General features: G+C 45.2%; 15 protein-coding genes. 9 read left to right on the top strand and 6 right to left on the bottom strand.

From position 1 onward, the window contains the following. Positions 1-5 precede the first annotated feature (5 nt). Positions 6-1964 (bottom strand): molecular chaperone HtpG, encoded by a 1959-nt coding sequence (gene htpG, locus SPSPH_RS11025; RefSeq protein ID WP_075755719.1) that lies wholly within the window; start codon positions 1962-1964, stop codon positions 6-8. Positions 1965-2545: 581 nt separating this feature from the next. Between htpG and SPSPH_RS11020 the strand changes: the two genes are divergently transcribed. Continuing rightward, positions 2546-3244, top strand: a complete 699-nt coding sequence (locus tag SPSPH_RS11020; RefSeq protein ID WP_075755718.1) for a TerC family protein — start codon at positions 2546-2548, stop codon at positions 3242-3244. A gap of 225 nt (positions 3245-3469) precedes the next feature. Here SPSPH_RS11020 and SPSPH_RS11015 read toward each other — a convergent pair whose 3' ends face one another. The 5 genes from SPSPH_RS11015 to SPSPH_RS10995 all read right to left on the bottom strand — a co-directional run bounded on the left by SPSPH_RS11015 (position 3470) and on the right by SPSPH_RS10995 (position 9417). Continuing rightward, positions 3470-3634, bottom strand: coding sequence for a hypothetical protein (locus SPSPH_RS11015; protein ID WP_158027061.1), 165 nt, complete (start codon positions 3632-3634; stop codon positions 3470-3472). A 7-nt stretch (positions 3635-3641) separates the two neighbouring features. Beyond that, a complete protein-coding gene (locus SPSPH_RS11010; protein ID WP_233138941.1) occupies positions 3642-4832 on the bottom strand; it encodes a Ger(x)C family spore germination protein in 1191 nt (396 codons plus the stop codon). Positions 4833-4867: 35 nt separating this feature from the next. Next, positions 4868-5977: a GerAB/ArcD/ProY family transporter gene (locus SPSPH_RS11005; protein ID WP_075755716.1), complete on the bottom strand. Its 1110-nt coding sequence runs from the start codon at positions 5975-5977 to the stop codon at positions 4868-4870. Beyond that, on the bottom strand, positions 5974-7851 hold the full coding sequence (locus SPSPH_RS11000; RefSeq protein ID WP_075755715.1) for a spore germination protein: 1878 nt from the start codon (positions 7849-7851) through the stop codon (positions 5974-5976). Before SPSPH_RS11000 ends, SPSPH_RS11005 begins: the two co-directional genes overlap by 4 nt. A gap of 288 nt (positions 7852-8139) precedes the next feature. Beyond that, complete coding sequence (locus SPSPH_RS10995; RefSeq protein ID WP_083945478.1) at positions 8140-9417, bottom strand: DNA recombination protein RmuC; 1278 nt, start codon at positions 9415-9417, stop codon at positions 8140-8142. A gap of 194 nt (positions 9418-9611) precedes the next feature. On the opposite strand from SPSPH_RS10995, the gene SPSPH_RS10990 reads away from it, so the two are divergent. The 8 genes from SPSPH_RS10990 (at position 9612) to fusA (ending at position 17307) form a co-directional block, all read left to right on the top strand. Continuing rightward, a complete protein-coding gene (locus tag SPSPH_RS10990) occupies positions 9612-10868 on the top strand; it encodes an acetylornithine/succinylornithine family transaminase (RefSeq protein WP_075755713.1) in 1257 nt (418 codons plus the stop codon). Positions 10869-10902: 34 nt separating this feature from the next. Continuing rightward, positions 10903-11343, top strand: a complete 441-nt coding sequence (locus tag SPSPH_RS10985; protein WP_075755712.1) for a type II toxin-antitoxin system RatA family toxin — start codon at positions 10903-10905, stop codon at positions 11341-11343. Between the two features lie 154 nt (positions 11344-11497). Next, positions 11498-12364, top strand: a complete 867-nt coding sequence (locus tag SPSPH_RS10980) for a zinc metalloprotease HtpX (protein ID WP_075755711.1) — start codon at positions 11498-11500, stop codon at positions 12362-12364. 116 nt (positions 12365-12480) lie between these two features. Continuing rightward, positions 12481-13245 carry a fumarylacetoacetate hydrolase family protein gene (locus SPSPH_RS10975; protein ID WP_075755710.1) on the top strand — a complete coding sequence of 255 codons (765 nt, stop codon included), beginning with the start codon at positions 12481-12483 and terminating at the stop codon, positions 13243-13245. A 16-nt stretch (positions 13246-13261) separates the two neighbouring features. Continuing rightward, on the top strand, positions 13262-13777 hold the full coding sequence (locus SPSPH_RS10970) for a gamma carbonic anhydrase family protein (RefSeq protein ID WP_075755709.1): 516 nt from the start codon (positions 13262-13264) through the stop codon (positions 13775-13777). A gap of 12 nt (positions 13778-13789) precedes the next feature. Then, complete coding sequence (ndk, locus tag SPSPH_RS10965) at positions 13790-14218, top strand: nucleoside-diphosphate kinase (protein ID WP_219930489.1); 429 nt, start codon at positions 13790-13792, stop codon at positions 14216-14218. Positions 14219-14234: 16 nt separating this feature from the next. Next, positions 14235-14750 (top strand): cob(I)yrinic acid a,c-diamide adenosyltransferase, encoded by a 516-nt coding sequence (locus SPSPH_RS10960; RefSeq protein WP_075755708.1) that lies wholly within the window; start codon positions 14235-14237, stop codon positions 14748-14750. A gap of 475 nt (positions 14751-15225) precedes the next feature. Further along, positions 15226-17307, top strand: coding sequence for an elongation factor G (fusA, locus tag SPSPH_RS10955; protein ID WP_075755707.1), 2082 nt, complete (start codon positions 15226-15228; stop codon positions 17305-17307). Positions 17308-17422 lie beyond the last annotated feature (115 nt).

The following is a 17422-nucleotide window of genomic DNA, read 5'->3' as shown; positions in this document are numbered from 1 at the left end:
CAACTTTACCTCCTGCTTTGTGCCATTAATGCAGCGACTTTGTTGGCAAAGCTGATTGGGTCTTCAGGGGCAATGCCCTCCATAAGCAAGGCCTGCCCATAGAGTAAATCGCAATAATCTTTAAACTCTGTAGAATCCGGAGCCGTTTCATGCAGGGTCTTGATAACGGCGAAAATTTCATGGTCTGGATTGATTTCCAGGATACGGCTTGCTTTGAAGGAAGACTTGTTCATCTCAGCTAAAATTTGTTCCATAGATAAGCTAATGCCGGTATCACCGCTAACCAGGCAAACAGCGCTTGATTTGAGGCGGCTGCTAAGCTTAACATCGGCAACTTTACCGGTCAACTGGTCTTTTATTGCTTTAATCAACGACTCATTTTCCTTGGAAAGCTCTTGAACCTCTTTTTGTATTTCAGAAGAGCCGATATCTTCCAAGTCTAAATTGCCGCGGCTGACTGACTGGAATTTTTTATCCTTGTACTCACCCAGAGCATCAATACTAAATTCGTCCACCCGATCAAAGAGGTAGAGGACTTCAATACCTTTTTCTTTGAGAAGTTCCATCTGTGGCAGACGCTCTACGGCAGAACGATCTTTGCCGGTGGCGTAATAAATAACTTTTTGTTGCTCAGGCATCCGGTCTGTGTACTCTTGCAATGTAGTAAGCTCTTCAGACTGGGAAGAGGAGAAAAGCAGCAGATCTTTTAACTTGTCACGACTGTGATAATCCGCATAAACTCCTGTTTTTATGGCTTTACCATACTCGTTCCAGAACTTTTCATATTTAGACCGGTCTTTGCTCAGCATATTTTCCAGTGTTTTCAGGATGCTCTTTTCCAGGTTTTTACCAACCAGTTTTAGCTGTTGACTGTGTTGGAGAAGCTCCCGGGAGATATTAAGGGAAAAGTCGGGAGAGTCGACCAGGCCTTTGACAAAGCGTAAATACTCAGGAAGCAATTCCTGGCAATTGTCCATGATAAATACATTTTTAGAGTATAGTCTGATACCGGTTGTGGCCTCACGCTGGTAAAAATCAAAAGGAGCATGAGCAGGAACGAAGAGCAGGGTAGTATATTCTACAGCACCTTCTACTTTCGAGTGAATGATCTCCAAAGCATCTTCCCAATCATGGAAAAGGGTTTTATATAGCTGATTGTACTCATCTTTGGAGATATCATTCTTGTTACGCGTCCACAGCGGCGTCATGGAGTTAAGGGTGCATACTTCTACTGTTTGGGAAGGAGGCGCATCAGCTATTGCTTTGCCCTCCGCATCTAATGGCTGTTCTTCTTTGACAAAATTCATTTTAATGGGATAGCGGATGTAATCAGAATATTTTTTTACCAGGTTTTGAAGAATATAGCGGTTTAAAAAGTTTTCTTCCTGATGCTCAGGTGAATGATACTCTTGCTTTAAAGTCAGTACAATCGTGGTGCCGCGCGTATCCTTGTCACACTCTTCGATGGTATAAGTGCCATCACCGGTTGACTCCCACTTAATTCCTTTGCTTTGTCCAGGTGCACGGGTTAATAAAGTTACTTTTTCAGCCACCATAAAGGCTGAGTAAAAACCGACCCCGAACTGACCAATTAATTCCGTATCAGCGACCGAACCAGCCTCTTTTACTTTTTCAAGGAAGGATTTTGTACCTGATTTAGCGATAGTGCCGATGTTCTCAACTACTTCATCAAGCGTCATGCCCATGCCATTGTCGGCAATAGTCAGAGTATGAGTAGTTTCGTCGGGAATAAGAAAGATTTCAAAATCAGTCTCGTTTTCTAAAAGCGCATGATTGGTTAATGACTCAAACCGAATTTTGTCGATGGCGTCTGAGGCATTCGAGATAAGTTCCCGCAAAAAAATTTCCCGGTTAGTATAAATAGAGTGAACCATCAAATCCAACAATTGTTTAGTCTCTGCTTGAAATTCCCTTGTTTCTTTAGTAATTGCTTCTTGAACCATAGAAACCTCCGATATTTTATTACTCTGTTAGCACTCTTTGTCTTTGAGTGCTAAATATATCTAAATAATAGCTAAATTACCAGGTAAAATCAAATGTTGCAACAGATAAATTAGTCCAAATTGCTATAATACTGCTGCTTATAGCTGTGATTTTCGTTATATTACGGTATTTTTCGCGCAAATTTTATTTGTTTGCAAATAGCAGCGTTTTTTTGGCGGGAGATAATCATTATGTGGCAACTTGTTGGTATTCTAAAATATAATACCAACAAAAGCATGACATCCCCCTTGACAATACTGGCTGCTATTCGTTATAATTCAAATGCAATCAATTGAATATGACCTTCATCGTAAGGGGAGTAGCTTTTCGGATAATTGTCAACATACGGTGCCTGAGGCATCTGGCATTATCATTGGTATATTACCAATAGTGAGACCTTCGGTATGTATTAATTGCGTACCTGAGGTCTTTTTAGTTTGAGAGGAGGAGCCACCAAGGAAGCAAAATAGCTTTTGCATTGGTATAGAATAGTGTTGGAAAACACCACACTAGTAAGAACAGAAAATAGGAGGAATAATTTATGGATTTTTTCGGTACTATTGGTCCTGAATGGTTTATGGCTTTGGGAAGCATCCTTTTGGTTAACTTGGTATTAAGCGGTGATAATGCTGTTATTATTGCACTTGCCAGTAAAAACCTGCCACCTGATCAAAGAAACAAAGCAATTATGTGGGGAAGTGTGGGGGCGGTTGTTCTCAGGATCATTCTTACCTTCGTAGCAGCTTATCTGTTGGATATCCCGTATCTCCAATTTTTTGGCGGTTTGGCCTTGCTTTATATTGCCATTAGCCTGTTGAAAAAAGATGAGGGTGAAGGCAATGTAGGTCAAGCTAATTCCTACTTCGAAGCCATTAAAATTATTCTGTTTGCCGACCTTATCATGAGCCTGGACAATGTTCTTGCTTTGGCCGCTATTGCCCAAACCGTTCCTTCCGGTAAATACGGTTTGATTACGATTGGTCTTGCAACCAGCATTCCGCTAGTGGTGTTTGGCGCCCAACTTTTGATGAAACTTATGGATCGTTTCCCGATCATTATCTATATCGGAGCAGGTATACTTGGGTATGCAGCCGCTGCAATGATCGTTGCCGATAGTGCGGTCGGACAATATGTCAGCGATTATGCGTTATTCCTCAAGATTGCTTTGACATTGGCAGTAGTTGGTATCGGGTATGTGAGGAGAAACAAACCTGATGCCCCCACTGAAGCCGAGGGTTAATTAATTTAATTTGTTTTTTGCCAGGATGAAAACCGCCGACGGGCAATTGCCGTCGGCGGTTTTGTTTTCCTAACAGAAAGTATAACTTTCTTAAAAACAGGATAAGGGCAACATCGGCTTCCGCCGTCGCCAAAGGCTCGGCGCAAGCCGTGTTTTCTTTATACCCTCGCGTCGGACAGCAGTGCAGGTGTAATCGTCAAAAGACCGGCACAAGCCGTGTCTTGGTTACATTCTCTCAACTATACGCAATATCGGCAGTACCAGCGCAGCCAGTACCAGGATAAAGATACCAATGGCTCCAGACCGGTTATCATGCCGCATAAGCCAATAAGCATAGGTTATGGCGTGAAAACCAATGACGGCGCCAATGCCCAGGTGCATGTAATCCACGCAAAAATCACTCCCTGATTGGCATAGTTTTATACATAAGGCCGGTACGGCGCAACTTGGCATCTACTTTGATATGTATTTTGGCCTGTGGATAAAGACGGTTCCAGTCAATTGCGCTAAACTCGTCATAATTTTTGACTTTAGGCCGCAAATATTTGCCAAAGTTTACAACATCGGCTTCAAGTTCCTGAGTTTTGACCAGCATGTTTTTCATCTCCAGAGAAATGGCTTTAGATACCTGCTGCTCTATCTCCGGCCGCAGCTCATCAGCCTCATAGTTAGTACCGCTGGAAATACTGCTTAATTCACATTCTATCAGCACTTCAATATTGATTTCCGGTACATCGTCAATCAGGCTGACCTCAATTTTCGGAGCGCTCCCCAACCGCATCAGAAGATAGATATTCTGTTCCGGCACACGCGGGTCGGCTAAGGTTAAAAATCCTTTAGGGAAATTTCCCATAAGAATGGCCAACATCCGGGTTTCTACATTTGTCAGCATACCTATCATTTTATCACCTTTAAATATGGCTGTGCCCGCAAGGGCGGCCGGATTACCGCCTTCACGCGCAATATCGCCGGGAAGATACCCCGGTGCCCGGTCTGGAAGTGTCGGTGCAGCACTTGGTTTATCTTTACCCGTATCGGGATTAATTCCTGCCAGAACAGTGCAGGGAGCGCCGCCCGGCTCTTTCAGCCTGACATAAAAATCATGCAGTTGGCTGGATAGATAATAGCCGCTTTCCGATGATATGCCCAAAACTCCTTCTGCCCAGCGTGATGGCAGCAATTCAAGTTCCGGATTGTTCATATCGATGAACTCTTTGGCAGTACCTCTGGCGACTACTAGGTACATGGAACCACGAAATTCCCGGAAACGAGTCAACGGCCCGATTAAATTGGCTAATCCTTGCCGGGCCAGTTTTTCACCAACAACCCAGATCTTGACATGAGAAAGATTGGGTGCACGGCCGACAGAGGCATTTAATAAAGTCTGAGCCTCAACCAGCGAAGGTGCTTTTACCGTAACTTTTTCCACCACTTTTTCGCCGCCGCCACTCTCGCCGCCACTGCCCAATGCCCTGGGAATAGCAATGAGGTAGGTTACGTTCAATTGATTATCTGCGGCGGCGTCAACGCCAACAGCCAATACGTAAGCCACCGCATCAGTTTCCCGCGCGCCATTGCAACCTGACATAAGGAGGCAGAAAAGTAGTAATGCCGATAGTAATTTTACCCTGTGGAACATGAGCGAACTCTCCCTTTTCGTTTGTGCCAAAGGACGGCAAGCAGCATTGCTGTTGGCATGAGATATAACCCGGCATTAAAAACGGTTACGACAAACAGGGAATCCAAACGGATGACAGTAGCAATATCCGGCGGCATCATAGCTAATTGGGCAATAAGGTAAGCTGACAGGGGAATAAGCGGGCGCATAGTAGGCAGAAGCAGCATCCTGGTAATAAAGTAAGTACCCATGTAGATACTGATAGCAATACCTAGCACCCCGACAACAACCCATAGGATAATAAACAAGGATTCGATTCGCTGCACATAGCGGCTCAAATATACCAAGCGTGCCATTTCAAAGAATGGCAATATCTTTTCGGTTGCGCCATTTACGCCAAATACCATAGTAAATACCATGATCGACAGGCCTTTAATCGACACGCTGCTGACAATACCAAAGATGCTGGCCCATGTAAAGGTCCTGAGGTTCTGCAGGGCAGGAGCCACTATCATAAGGATTAGCCCCCCGGTATTAATACCTGCAGTTAAAACAGTTTGTTTAAGTGAAGGCAAAATGCCTTTGCCTACCCAGGGAGTGAGATTATATATATCATAATAGGGCACTAACAGCAATAAAACGGCTAACAGGCTGAAAATACTCATAGGCATTAATAAATATGTTCCACGCGCCAGGGTTTCAAGACCAAACCAAGCCGCCAATGCCACTACAAAAGCATACCAACCGACAATAAAACTAAATTCTATTTGCGGCAGTGCCGTAAGCAGTGTATTCTCGGCAAATTGTCTGAGCAGTATGGCTGCATTGGTAAAAAAAACAATAATACCTAGGATGCTGAAAAGCCAGGCCCCCATGCGCCCGAACAAACGCTCGGCAACATTAACAATGTCTCCTTGCACATATTGATAAACATAACGAATGATCAGCACAGCAATTATAGCCGGAATGGCAGCTAGAATATCCACCCACCAGCCGGCGCTGGCGGCAATGGTCACCATATTGGCCGGTGCTGTAAGAAAAACGCGCGGGAACAATATAATAAAAACCAGGGCAGTTCCTTCTGCCAGACCCATACGTCCAGGATGGTAACTCATGATTTGTCTTCCTCCCCGGCTGGTTTTTCCATCATCCATTTCCGGCTGATGTGTGGCTGCCGCTGTCTGTCGATTGTGTTAAGCGCATCCGGACGCTGCTCTTGACGAAAAACAGGTCCGCGTATCACCACATCCAAATTTGCTTTGGCTTTTGGGGCTACAGGCACCATGTAAGGCACGCCGAATGACTTCATACTGCATAACAGCAGCACCATAATCAGCAGTCCGGAAGCTACGCCGACAAGCCCCAGGGTGGCGGCCAGCAGCAGCATAACAAACCGCAGCATTCGAAAGGCCATAGCCATTTGAAAATCAGGTATTGCAAAAGAAGCCAAGCCGGTAAGAGCAATAATAATAACAACAATGGGGCTGACAATATTAGCCGTAACGGCGGCCTGTCCTAAAATGAGAGCACCGACAATGCCAATGGTTGACCCCAGGACACCAGGAATTCTTAGCCCGCCTTCCCGGATAAGCTCAAAAGAAAATTCCATCAGGATAACTTCCACCAATGCCGGAAACGGCACACGTTCTCTGGCACCGGCAATGGCCAGCACAATTTCAGTTGGCAGTGCTTCCGGGTGAAAATAGTAAATAGCCAGATAGAAAGAGGGCAGCAATAAAGTAGTGAACCCGGCTATCAGACGCAGAATCCGCAAAAAAGAACTGTTAGGCCCCTTAAAAGAAAAATCTTCGGCAGAATGAAAAAAAGTAAAGAAGCTAACCGGTACAATATGGGCAAAAGGAACGCCTTCCAGGATAAAAGCTACCCGGCCCTCACTCAGATGTGAGGCTACCCGGTCAGGGCGTTCGGTAGATAATGCCTGCGGGAAAAGGATACCCGGGTGGTCCTCAATAAATTGCTGGAGTGTGCCTATATCGCCGACATAACTGGTAGAAATCCCTTCAATGCGCCGTTTAATTTCCTTTACCAGTGATGGATTGGCTACAGAGGCCAAATACATAATGGCGCAATTGGTATTTGTGCGTTTACCGACTGCCACAAATTCAGTAACCAGATCAGAGCTTTTCAATGTAGAGCGGATAAGACCGGTATTGATACGCAGACCCTCACTAAAAGCAGCCTGTGAACCCCGAATGGTTTGTTCGGTAACAGGCCTGCCGACACTCCGCTGTGCCATGCCCTTAGTGTCGATCAGCACGGCTTCCGGCACACCATTGATAAACAGCGCGGTATCACCGCTATTAATGCTATTTTGAACTGATTGAAAATCAACGGCTTTCTTGACTTGGTTGGCTGGCAAGCATTCTTCAATAATTTGATCAGTAAGACTGTCGGCAGTATTATTAACAACCCGGTCAGCAGAAAATAACATAAGTGGCTGCAGTATCGCCAAAATCAAGGTTTTACTGTCAACCATACCTTCCAGGAATACCATCATGGCTCTGACAGGCGGGGATAAGGGAATTGTCAGATGCCGAATAACGGTATCTTTGTTCTCGGGCAGCCGATACAATTTTTCTACAATTGACCGGTTTTCTTCCAAATTAGCGCTAACCTGGCGCTCACTCGGCGTACTCACTGCATCATAGGCCAAACGCGCTGGTGATATTTCGGTTTGCAGTTGACTCAGTTTCTTATACTCGGCTCTGAACTCGTCGATAGACGATATTTTTCCGTCCCTCAGTGTTTCTGTTAGTTTCTCCATACTGTCCTGGAGCGATTTGGCCTGACGCAAGAGCATATTGAGTTCCTCAGCCGAACCTTGCAAGGCCGCTGCCGGGGTTATGGGCGATGTTTCATCCTCATTAGGCAGTTCTTCCAAAAAAAAGGTAGGAGGAGTGCGCGATGGTTTATAAACAAGCATGTCTTGCAGATAGCGATAGATTTTAACAATAATGTTATCCCCCATACTATTCACCCCATTTACCAGTAAATCGCAACTCGTGGTTATTATTACCAGAGTACCATTTTTTTAACATTATTTTTTATCCCAACAAAAAGTATAACTTTCTTAAGAACAGGATAAGGGCAACATCGGGCTTTTGCTTTCGGCACAAGCCGTGTTTTCTTTATTTACAGCTTGTATGACGGCCGCCCGCGCCGGTCCTTGGCTCGGCAGCTTTCTTTTTATAAGATCCGGTGGCACACAAAACTTATACCTGCTGTTAAACGAAAAAAACCGGCTAAACTCAAAAGTTTAGCCGGTTTCAGCTTCCTCATTGTCATATTGTCCCAACACTTCCACTGCTGTTGGCACAGGCAATTGTTCCACGGTTTTCAGTTTGCGTTCAATAGCTCGGGTACGTACAGCAGCCGCATCGATCTGCCGGCTGGCCTGATCCAATTTTTCTTTTGTTTTCATCAGAACATCGCCAAATTTACCAAATTCGGTTTTAACTGCGCCAAGGATAGTCCATACTTCACTGGAACGCTTTTCAATGGCCAATGTCCGGAAACCCATTTGCAAACTGTTCAGGAGTGCTGCCAGAGTAGTCGGGCCGGTTACATTGATGCGGTATTCCCGCTGTAAAATGTCACATAAGCCTGGGCGGCGCAGTACTTCGGCATACAGACCTTCAACAGGCAGAAAGAGAATGGCAAAATCGGTGGTGTTAGGCGGATCAATATACTTTTCCCTGATGGTTTTTGCTTCTTGCCGGATACGCGTCTCCAGACCGGCCGCAGCGGCTGCTGCCAGTTCAGAATTAGCCGCCTCCTGGGCTTCCAGCAGGCGCTGGTAGTCCTCCTGGGGGAACTTGGCGTCAATGGGCAGCCAGACAGTGGTCTCGCTGCTATCTCTGCCAGGCAGGCGGACAGCGAACTCTACCCGGTCCTGACTGCCGCGTTTGGTAGCCACATTGGCAGCATACTGCTCAGGGGTTAAAACTTGCTCCAGCAAAGAAGCCAGCTGCATCTCGCCCCATATTCCGCGGGTCTTGACATTGGACAGTACTTTTTTGAGATCACCGACACCGACAGCCAGTTGTTGCATTTCTCCCAGTCCTTTATGCACTTGCTCCAGCCGTTCGCTCACAAGCTGGAAAGATTCACCCAGGCGCTTTTCCAGGGTGGCATGCAGTTTTTCATCGACAGTGGCACGCATTTCCTCCAATTTTTTGCTGTTGTCGTCCTGAATAGCGATCAGCTTGGTCTCAACAGTCTCACGCAGCTTGTCCAGCTTTTGCTCATTGAGTTGGGTGAGGCGCATAAATTTTTGGTCATTGCTGTTAGTAAAATTATGTAACTGCAACGCAAGTTCTTCACGCAATACTTTGACGTTGAAGGTAAGCTCCTGACGGTTTTTTCCCAATTCATCCCGCAAAGCCGTTTCCAGACGTTCCTGATTATATGTCAATTGCTTAAGGGGAGTTATATCGATTTGTCCGGGTTTGCTTGCTTTCATTAGCAGCAGCAGTATGAGAAACAGATTGCAGATAAGTAATACTATGCCGGCTACAGGTAGTATTTCATTCATGGCTACACTCCTAAGGTTTATTTTAATAGGCATTGTTATTCAAGACAAACCAGGTTAATTCCTTTTGTTATGAATAAAATTGCAGTACTTATTGGGCATAATGGAATAAAGAAGGATTTCTTTTGATAGTAATAGAAAATAATACCATGAGATTTCATAATACCAGCATTAAATTTGCAAGGAGGATCTGAAATATGTCTGACAACCAACAAATCATCGACGAAACTATTGAAAAATATGAGCAATATATTAATCCGGCTGTTGCCAAACTGTTCCGTTTCATGGGACTTTCCACCATTGAGTGGGAGGCTCAGGGCAATGTCATTCGTGATATTGATGGCAAAGAATATATTGATTGTCTGGGCGGCTATGGGGTATTCAGCCTGGGACACAGGCACCCTAAAGTAGTGGAGGCCGTCAAACGGCAGCTTGACTTAATGCCGATGTCCAGCAAGGTACTGTTTGATAAACCTATGGCCGATTTGGCGGCACTTATGGCTGAAATTACACCAGGTGACCTTACATATAGCTTTTTTGTAAATAGTGGTACCGAGGCGGTAGAAGGCAGTCTGAAGTTAGCCAAGGTACATACCGGAAGAAATAAAATTATCGCCACCGTTAATTCCTTTCACGGCAAAACCCTGGGAGCACTGAGCGCCACCGGACGCGATTTGTTTCGCGATCCGTTCCAGCCACTGCTTACCGGTTTTAGCCATGTGCCATTCGGTGACATCGATGCATTGCGTCAAGCTGTGGATGAGGAAACAGCAGCCGTCATACTTGAACCGGTCCAGGGCGAGGGCGGTATCATTGTTCCGCCTGTCGGGTATCTGTCTGCGGTTCGTGACATTTGCGACAAAACGGGAGCGCTGTTAATTTGTGATGAAGTACAATCAGGACTGGGACGCACCGGTAAAATGTTCGCTGTCGAACACTATGGTGTAATACCTGATATTATTACTACCGCCAAGGCTTTAGGCGGTGGCGTTATGCCCATTGGTGCCTTTACTGCCCGGCCTGCAATTTGGGATAAGTATATTACCAGCCCGTTTTTGCATACCTCGACCTTTGGCGGCAATCCACTGGCTTGTGCTGCCGCCATCGCTGCCATCAATGTCATTAAAGAAGAAGGGCTTGTCGCCAAGGCCGAACAAAGCGGTACTTATTTTATCGGCAAATTAACCGAGTTGGCGCATACATATCCAGAGGTCGTCAAAGAAGTGCGCGGGCAAGGTCTGATGATTGGCGTAGAATTAACCAAAGAGGGTATTGGCGGTCTTATCCTGTCAGAAATGATTGATAAAGGCGTACTGATTGCTTATACACTGAACAATCCGAAAGTAATCCGCATTGAACCTCCTCTGATTATTGAACAACAACAAATTGATTATGTGATTGCCGCATTGGCAGACGCTTTAGCAAAAGCGCAGGATATGCTGGAAGACTTATAACATATACTATAATAGGACAGGAGGAAAAGATACTATGCCATATGTAGAAGTAAGTTTGCCGGTTCGGGCTGAACGCAGCGAAATATATCCTATCTTGAAAGAGATGGAGAAATATCCGGAATTTATGGCCGATTTGGTGAGCGTTGAGGTTGTGGAACGCAAAGAAAATTCCACAATAACAAAATGGGTGTCCAATGTCGACGGGCGCATCATCAAGTGGACAGAAGTAGACCTATTTGATGATGCAAATATGCATATTAGCTACAAACAGATAGATGGCGACCTCAAAAAGTTTGAGGGAGAGTGGATATTGACCCCGGTAGCAGATGGAACTGAGATAAAGCTGACGGTAGATTTTGAATTTGGTATCCCGATGATAGCGGGACTCTTAAATCCGATTCTAAAAAAGAAGGTACGGGACAATAGTTTGAATATGTTGACCGCCATCAAGGAACGCATGGAAAATCGAGCATAAACAAGGGTTGTTAATTATAAGTAAATCACTTATAATTAAAATAACTTCAGAAAAGAGATTAGATGGAGCAAGAGAATGGGGGAGCGATGTCATCTTTCACTGACATACGTTACGAACAAGACTGTACAATATTATAAACTATGGAGGTGTTGTGATGAACACACTTAAAACTACAGTTTTGCTTGCTGCGCTGACAGGGTTACTGATGGCTGTAGGTGCTTTCTTCGGCGGTACGCAAGGCATGATGTTTATGTTTGTTATCTCAATTCTAATGAATTTTGGCAGCTACTGGTTCAGTGATAAAATTGTCCTTAAAATGTATGGGGCGCAAGAAGTTACACCACAGGACGCACCTGATTTAGTCCGGATGGTGAGCGGTTTGGCCCAGAAGGCCAAAATGCCTATGCCGAAGGTGTATATTATCAATACTGAAGTACCCAATGCTTTTGCTACCGGACGCGACCCTGAGCATGGCGTGGTGGCTGTAACCACCGGTATCATGCGGGCGCTCAACTACGAAGAGCTTGAAGGCGTTGTTGCCCACGAACTTGCGCATATCAAAAACCGCGACACTCTGATTAGCACCATTGTCGCCAGTATAGCCGGTGTTATTGCGATGATTGGCAGTATTGCCCAGTGGTCCGCGATTTTTGGTCTTGGTCGTGGAGATGACGAAGAAGGCGGCATCGGCGGCATTGTCGAATTTGTGTTTCTGGTAGTGGTGGCACCGTTGACAGCCACTCTTATTCAGCTTGGTGTATCGCGTTCACGCGAATACATGGCCGACCAAACAGGCGGCACGATGTCTGGTAATCCGCTGGCCTTGGCGAGCGCCTTGCAGAAGATTGAGTACTATGCGAAACATCGGGTTATGCCTTCAGCTACCCCGGCAACCTCGCATCTGTTTATCATCAATCCCCTCAGCGGCGCAGGCGGTATGCTTGTCAGCCTGTTCAGCACCCATCCGTCCACAACCGATCGGGTGGCTAAACTGGAAGCGCAGGCAAAAAAAATGCGTTAATATCATTTTTGGTAAAAATCCCTCTGAAAATTACTTTCAGAGGGATTTTTTTGCAGGATATGAGCCGGTAAGTATGGAAAAAATATACCAATAGTCAGCCATAATAGGAGGATACCATGAAAATAGTCCGATTCGAGTTTGAAGGCAAAATTGCTTATGGCCTGTTAGCAACAGACAACCAAATCACGGTTATTGATGGTGATATTTTTTGCGGCCCCTACCAGGAAAGCAATAAAAAAGTAGCGTTAGACCAGGTTTCGCTGCTTGCGCCATGCCAACCAACGAAAGCCGTTTGTATTGGCCTTAATTATCATGATCATGCAAGGGAAATGAACCTTAAGCTGCCGGAAGAACCATTAATTTTTATTAAGCCATCGTCAGCCTTAAATAAACCTGATGGAGAGATTGAGTTTCCCTCCATCTCCAAAAACTTGCATTATGAAGGCGAATTGGCTATCGTTATCAAAAAAACAGCACATAAGATACCGGTAGAACAGGCGGGGGAATATGTTTTGGGCTACACTTGCGCCAACGACGTAACGGCGCGGGATATTCAAATGCATGACGGCCAATGGACGCGCGGTAAATCCTTTGACACGTTTTTACCACTTGGTCCCTGGATTGAAACCCAATTAAACCCTCATGATGTTGGCATTAAACTTTTATTAAATGGCGAAGTAAAGCAGATATCAAACACGACTAACCTAATATTTAAAGTACCGGAAATGGTGGCTTTCATCAGTCAGGTTATGACTTTATATCCTGGTGACGTAATCCTGACAGGCACACCTGCCGGAGTAGGGGCCATGCAGGTAGGCGATACAGTGACTGTTGAAATAGAGGGAATTGGGCGCCTTACCAATACGGTTGTGCGCGGTTGACACAAAAAAGGAGAAGATGCTATTGGGTTCGGTAATTCCTTTCAAAGGTTTGCAGCCTACAATTGATAATAACGTATTTATTGCCGAAGGAGCCAGAGTTATTGGCGATGTTTCCATTGAAGCCCACGCAAGCATCTGGTTTAACACTGTGCTGCGCGGTGACGTACAGCCGATTCGGATTGGCCGGTATACCAACATACAAGATAATTGTACCATACATGTCTGGTACGAATTCCCCACCGTAATTGGCAACTATGTCACGGTGGGCCATGGAGCCATTCTCCATGGTTGTACTATTGCCAGCAACTGTCTGATCGGCATGGGGGCCATCATTCTAAACTATGCTGAAATTGGTGAGAACTGCATTATTGGTGCAGGAGCACTCATCCCTGAACGAAAAAAAATCCCGCCCAATTCCCTGGTTATGGGCTCACCCGGCAAAGTTATCCGTCAGGTCAGTATGGAAGAAATTGAAACTATTCGCCAATCGGCGTTAGTCTATGTTCAAGATGCAAAGAATTATATGGTATAAGGCGGTGTAGCTATGGGGGACACAATTGAACGCACGCTGGTGCTATTAAAACCTGACGCAGTTCAAAGAAAAATTTGCGGCGAAATCATCAGCCGTTTTGAACGAAAAGGCCTTGCACTAACTGCCCTTAAATTATTGGCATTACCGCCGGAAACTGCTGCCAAACATTATGAAGAACATCTGGGTAAATCCTTTTATCCGGCGCTTATTGAGTTTATAACATCCGGTCCTATTGTGGCAATGGTGCTCTCAGGCCCCAATGCCGTAAAAGTAGTCAGAGCCATGATGGGTACGACGAATCCTGTTGATGCAATGCCCGGAACCATCCGTGGCGATTATGCCACAGTTATGTCCAGTAATATTGTGCATGGATCAGATAGCATAGCCAGCGCACAACGGGAAATTGCCATATATTTTACTGAACAAGAATTAGTTCAGTAGCCATTGGAGGAAGATAATGAGTAAAGTTTATACCAAAACAGGGGATAAAGGCACTACCGGGCTGTTAACCGGTGAGCGAATCAAAAAAACAAGCGCCAGAGTAGAGGCCTATGGTACTGTTGATGAAGTTACCTCAGCGCTAGGTTTGGCAAGAGCGACTTGTACCAAGCCGGAAGTTAAAGAAGCCGTATTTAAACTGCAAAAATTGTTAATGCTGGTTATGGCTGATTTAGCCAGCGCCGGTAACCAGGAACGCTATATTACAGCCGAACATGTGGCAGCACTGGAACAAATGATTGATGAGTTTGACGCTAAGCTGCCACCACTGAAAAGCTTTATCGTGCCTGGCGCTACCCCGGGAGCGGCTGCTCTTGACCTGGCTCGGACTGTCACCAGACGAGCCGAGCGTCAGACATTACGGCTCCAGGCGGAGGAAGCAGATGCTGTTAATGAACAACTGCTTATTGGCTTAAACCGTCTGTCAGATTTGTGTTTTGTATTGTCCCGTTTAGAATCCGAGACTAGCAAGTAGTGGCCGGCAATACACAGCCAAAGCTGCAATATCTCTAAATAATTTTACTGAAACCGGCAGATGTTGCACACCTTTATTCGACCCGCATAAACTATATCGATAGCTAAGGATGGTTTAGTAATAGATAATAGTTTAAACAAGGGGGCGAGTATGGTGAATTTCCGTTGTTATGTAATGTTACTGCCAGGACCGCTGCGTAAATTGATGCGTATGTTCTTGAAAGGATAAAAAACATGATTCCCTCCACCCAAAACGAGCTATTGCTGGCACAATAGCTCGTTTTGTTATTCCAATAAAATAGATAACTTGCTTAAAAAACTGGAAAAAAATTATAAGTATGGAATAAATAGTGATAAAACTGTTTAATTTAACTTAAGCAAAGTAGACAGAAAAGCAGGAATATTTGCAGTAAGCAGAGAATAAAAAAATTTAATGTGTCTGAAATTAACCATACCACAACAGGAGGGAACTAGCCATGAAAGAGTACAAGAGCGACAAGTTAAGAAATGTTGGAATTGTAGCCCACGGAGGATCTGGTAAGACATCCTTGACCGAAGCCATGTTATTTAATTCTGGCGCGGTTAACCGTTTAGGGCGTGTTGATGATGGTTCGGCAACAACTGATTTTGAACCTGAAGAGGTAAAACGGAAAGTTACCATTAATACAGCTTTGGCTCCTTGCGAGTGGCGCGATCATAAAATAAACTTTATTGATACACCTGGTTACGCTGATTTTGTAGCTGAAGTTAAAAGTGCTCTACGGGCTGTTGACAGCACGCTTATTGTGTTGTGTGCCGCCTCCGGTGTTGAGGTGGAAACTGAAAAAGTATGGAACTATGCAAGCGAATTAGGTTTGCCGCGAATTGGTTTTATTAATAAAATGGACCGGGAAAACGCTGACTTTTACAGTGTTGTCGACAGTATGAAAGAAAAATTCGGCAATGGCGTTGTCCCGGTTCAATTGCCGATAGGCGCTCAAGATACATTTAAAGGTATCGTTGATTTGATTACAATGAAAGCCTATCTGGCTGAAAAGAATGGTAAAGAATACATTGAATCCGATATTCCGGCCGATATTCTTGAGCAGGCTGAAGCAGCGCGCATGGTTCTGATCGAAGCAGCTGCCGAAGGTAATGACGAGCTGCTGACAAAATACCTGGAAGGGGAAGAATTAACAGATGACGAAGTGGTATCAGGCCTGTTAACCGGTATTTCTCAGGCCAAGGTATTTCCGGTGCTGTGCGGCTCGGCCGTCAAAAATATCGGAATCCAACAGGCGCTGGATTCTATTGTTAAATATCTGCCCGCTCCTGGTATTAGTCCGGTCATCGGTTACCACCCGGTTACCAAAGAGCCTGTGGAAAGAAGTATTGGTGACCCATTTTCCGGCATTGTATTCAAAACTACAGCCGACCCCTTTGTTGGCCGGCTCAGCTATATTCGCTTATACTCCGGTTCGATAAAGCCGGACAGCACGCTTTATAACGCTACCAAGGATAAAGCCGAACGGATTGGTACCCTCTTTACGCTGCGCGGTAAACAGCAAGATCCGGTCACCGCTGTTCATGCCGGTGATATTGTAGTAGTCGCCAAGCTGCAGGAAACCGGTACGGGAGATTCGCTCTCAGACAAAGATAAACCCATATTATTTGAAACTATATCCTATCCAAAACCAATGTTCGTACGGGCCATTGAAGCTAAGAACAAAGGTGATGAAGACAAAATAGGCCAGGCACTAGCCAGACTGATGGATGAGGACCCGACCTTTAAGGTTCGCAAAGATGTGGAAACCCATCAGTTACTCGTTTATGGTATGGGCGAATTGCATCTTGATATTATGACCGAACGCATGAAACGTAAATTTGGCGTTGAAACGCTGCTGACTAACCCCAGGATTCCCTATCGTGAAACTATCCGTGGCTCGGCTAAGGTTGAAGGCAAACATAAAAAACAAAGCGGCGGACATGGGCAGTATGGACATGTGTGGCTGCAACTGGACCCGTTGGCGCCGGGCGCGCAATTTGAATTTGTCGATTCCATTTTTGGCGGTTCGGTACCGCGGCAATATATTCCGGCAGTTGAAAAAGGGGTGCGTGATGCTTTAAACGGTGGTGTTTTAGCCGGTTATCCGATGGTTGATGTCAAAGTAACCTTAACCGACGGCTCCTATCACACGGTTGACTCATCGGAAATGGCTTTTAAAATTGCCAGCACTATGGCCCTCAGGAAAGGCGCGCTGCAAGCTAAACCAGTACTGCTTGAACCTATCTATGCCGTCGAAGTCATTGTGCCTGAATCATATATGGGTGATGTAATCGGCGATCTTAATACCAAGCGGGGACGGATTCAGGGGATGGAACCCATTGGCGGCGGTCTGGGAAAAATTAAAGCCCAGGTGCCGATGGCAGAAATGTTCCGTTATAGTATTGACTTACGTTCGATTACCCAGGGACGCGGAAACTTTGATATGAGTTTCTCTCATTATGAAGACGTACCTGCACGCATTGCCGAGAATATAATTGCCAGCGCCAAGAAAGACAAGATGGAAGAAGCATAGTAAATAGAAGCCTAGACAGGCTGCTTGGCGTAGCCTGTCTAGGCTTTTTTCATTCTAACAGGTTGAAAGAATGAATTTAAAGTTTGTTATAGATATTTAAGGCGGAATGCGAGTA

This window comes from Sporomusa sphaeroides DSM 2875, assembly GCF_001941975.2.
Classification (GTDB): Bacteria; Bacillota; Negativicutes; order Sporomusales; family Sporomusaceae; genus Sporomusa; species Sporomusa sphaeroides.
The sequence above is the reverse complement of the archived record's forward strand: the minus strand, read 5'-3'. Positions and strand labels throughout refer to the sequence as shown.

What these genes read in the sequence shown, in the direction of transcription:
- SPSPH_RS10960 (WP_075755708.1), top strand. Translation starts at nt 14,235, where the DNA reads ATGAGTAAAGTTTATACCAAAACAGGGGATAAAGGCACTACCGGGCTG.
- SPSPH_RS10990 (WP_075755713.1), top strand. Translation starts at nt 9,612, where the DNA reads ATGTCTGACAACCAACAAATCATCGACGAAACTATTGAAAAATATGAG.
- SPSPH_RS11005 (WP_075755716.1), bottom strand. Translation starts at nt 5,977, where the DNA reads ATGAGTTACCATCCTGGACGTATGGGTCTGGCAGAAGGAACTGCCCTG.
- fusA (WP_075755707.1), top strand. Translation starts at nt 15,226, where the DNA reads ATGAAAGAGTACAAGAGCGACAAGTTAAGAAATGTTGGAATTGTAGCC.
- SPSPH_RS11020 (WP_075755718.1), top strand. Translation starts at nt 2,546, where the DNA reads ATGGATTTTTTCGGTACTATTGGTCCTGAATGGTTTATGGCTTTGGGA.
- htpG (WP_075755719.1), bottom strand. Translation starts at nt 1,964, where the DNA reads ATGGTTCAAGAAGCAATTACTAAAGAAACAAGGGAATTTCAAGCAGAG.
- SPSPH_RS10975 (WP_075755710.1), top strand. Translation starts at nt 12,481, where the DNA reads ATGAAAATAGTCCGATTCGAGTTTGAAGGCAAAATTGCTTATGGCCTG.
- SPSPH_RS11010 (WP_233138941.1), bottom strand. Translation starts at nt 4,832, where the DNA reads ATGTCAGGTTGCAATGGCGCGCGGGAAACTGATGCGGTGGCTTACGTA.
- ndk (WP_219930489.1), top strand. Translation starts at nt 13,790, where the DNA reads ATGGGGGACACAATTGAACGCACGCTGGTGCTATTAAAACCTGACGCA.
- SPSPH_RS10985 (WP_075755712.1), top strand. Translation starts at nt 10,903, where the DNA reads ATGCCATATGTAGAAGTAAGTTTGCCGGTTCGGGCTGAACGCAGCGAA.
- SPSPH_RS10995 (WP_083945478.1), bottom strand. Translation starts at nt 9,417, where the DNA reads ATGAATGAAATACTACCTGTAGCCGGCATAGTATTACTTATCTGCAAT.
- SPSPH_RS11000 (WP_075755715.1), bottom strand. Translation starts at nt 7,851, where the DNA reads ATGGGGGATAACATTATTGTTAAAATCTATCGCTATCTGCAAGACATG.
- SPSPH_RS10970 (WP_075755709.1), top strand. Translation starts at nt 13,262, where the DNA reads ATGCTATTGGGTTCGGTAATTCCTTTCAAAGGTTTGCAGCCTACAATT.
- SPSPH_RS10980 (WP_075755711.1), top strand. Translation starts at nt 11,498, where the DNA reads ATGAACACACTTAAAACTACAGTTTTGCTTGCTGCGCTGACAGGGTTA.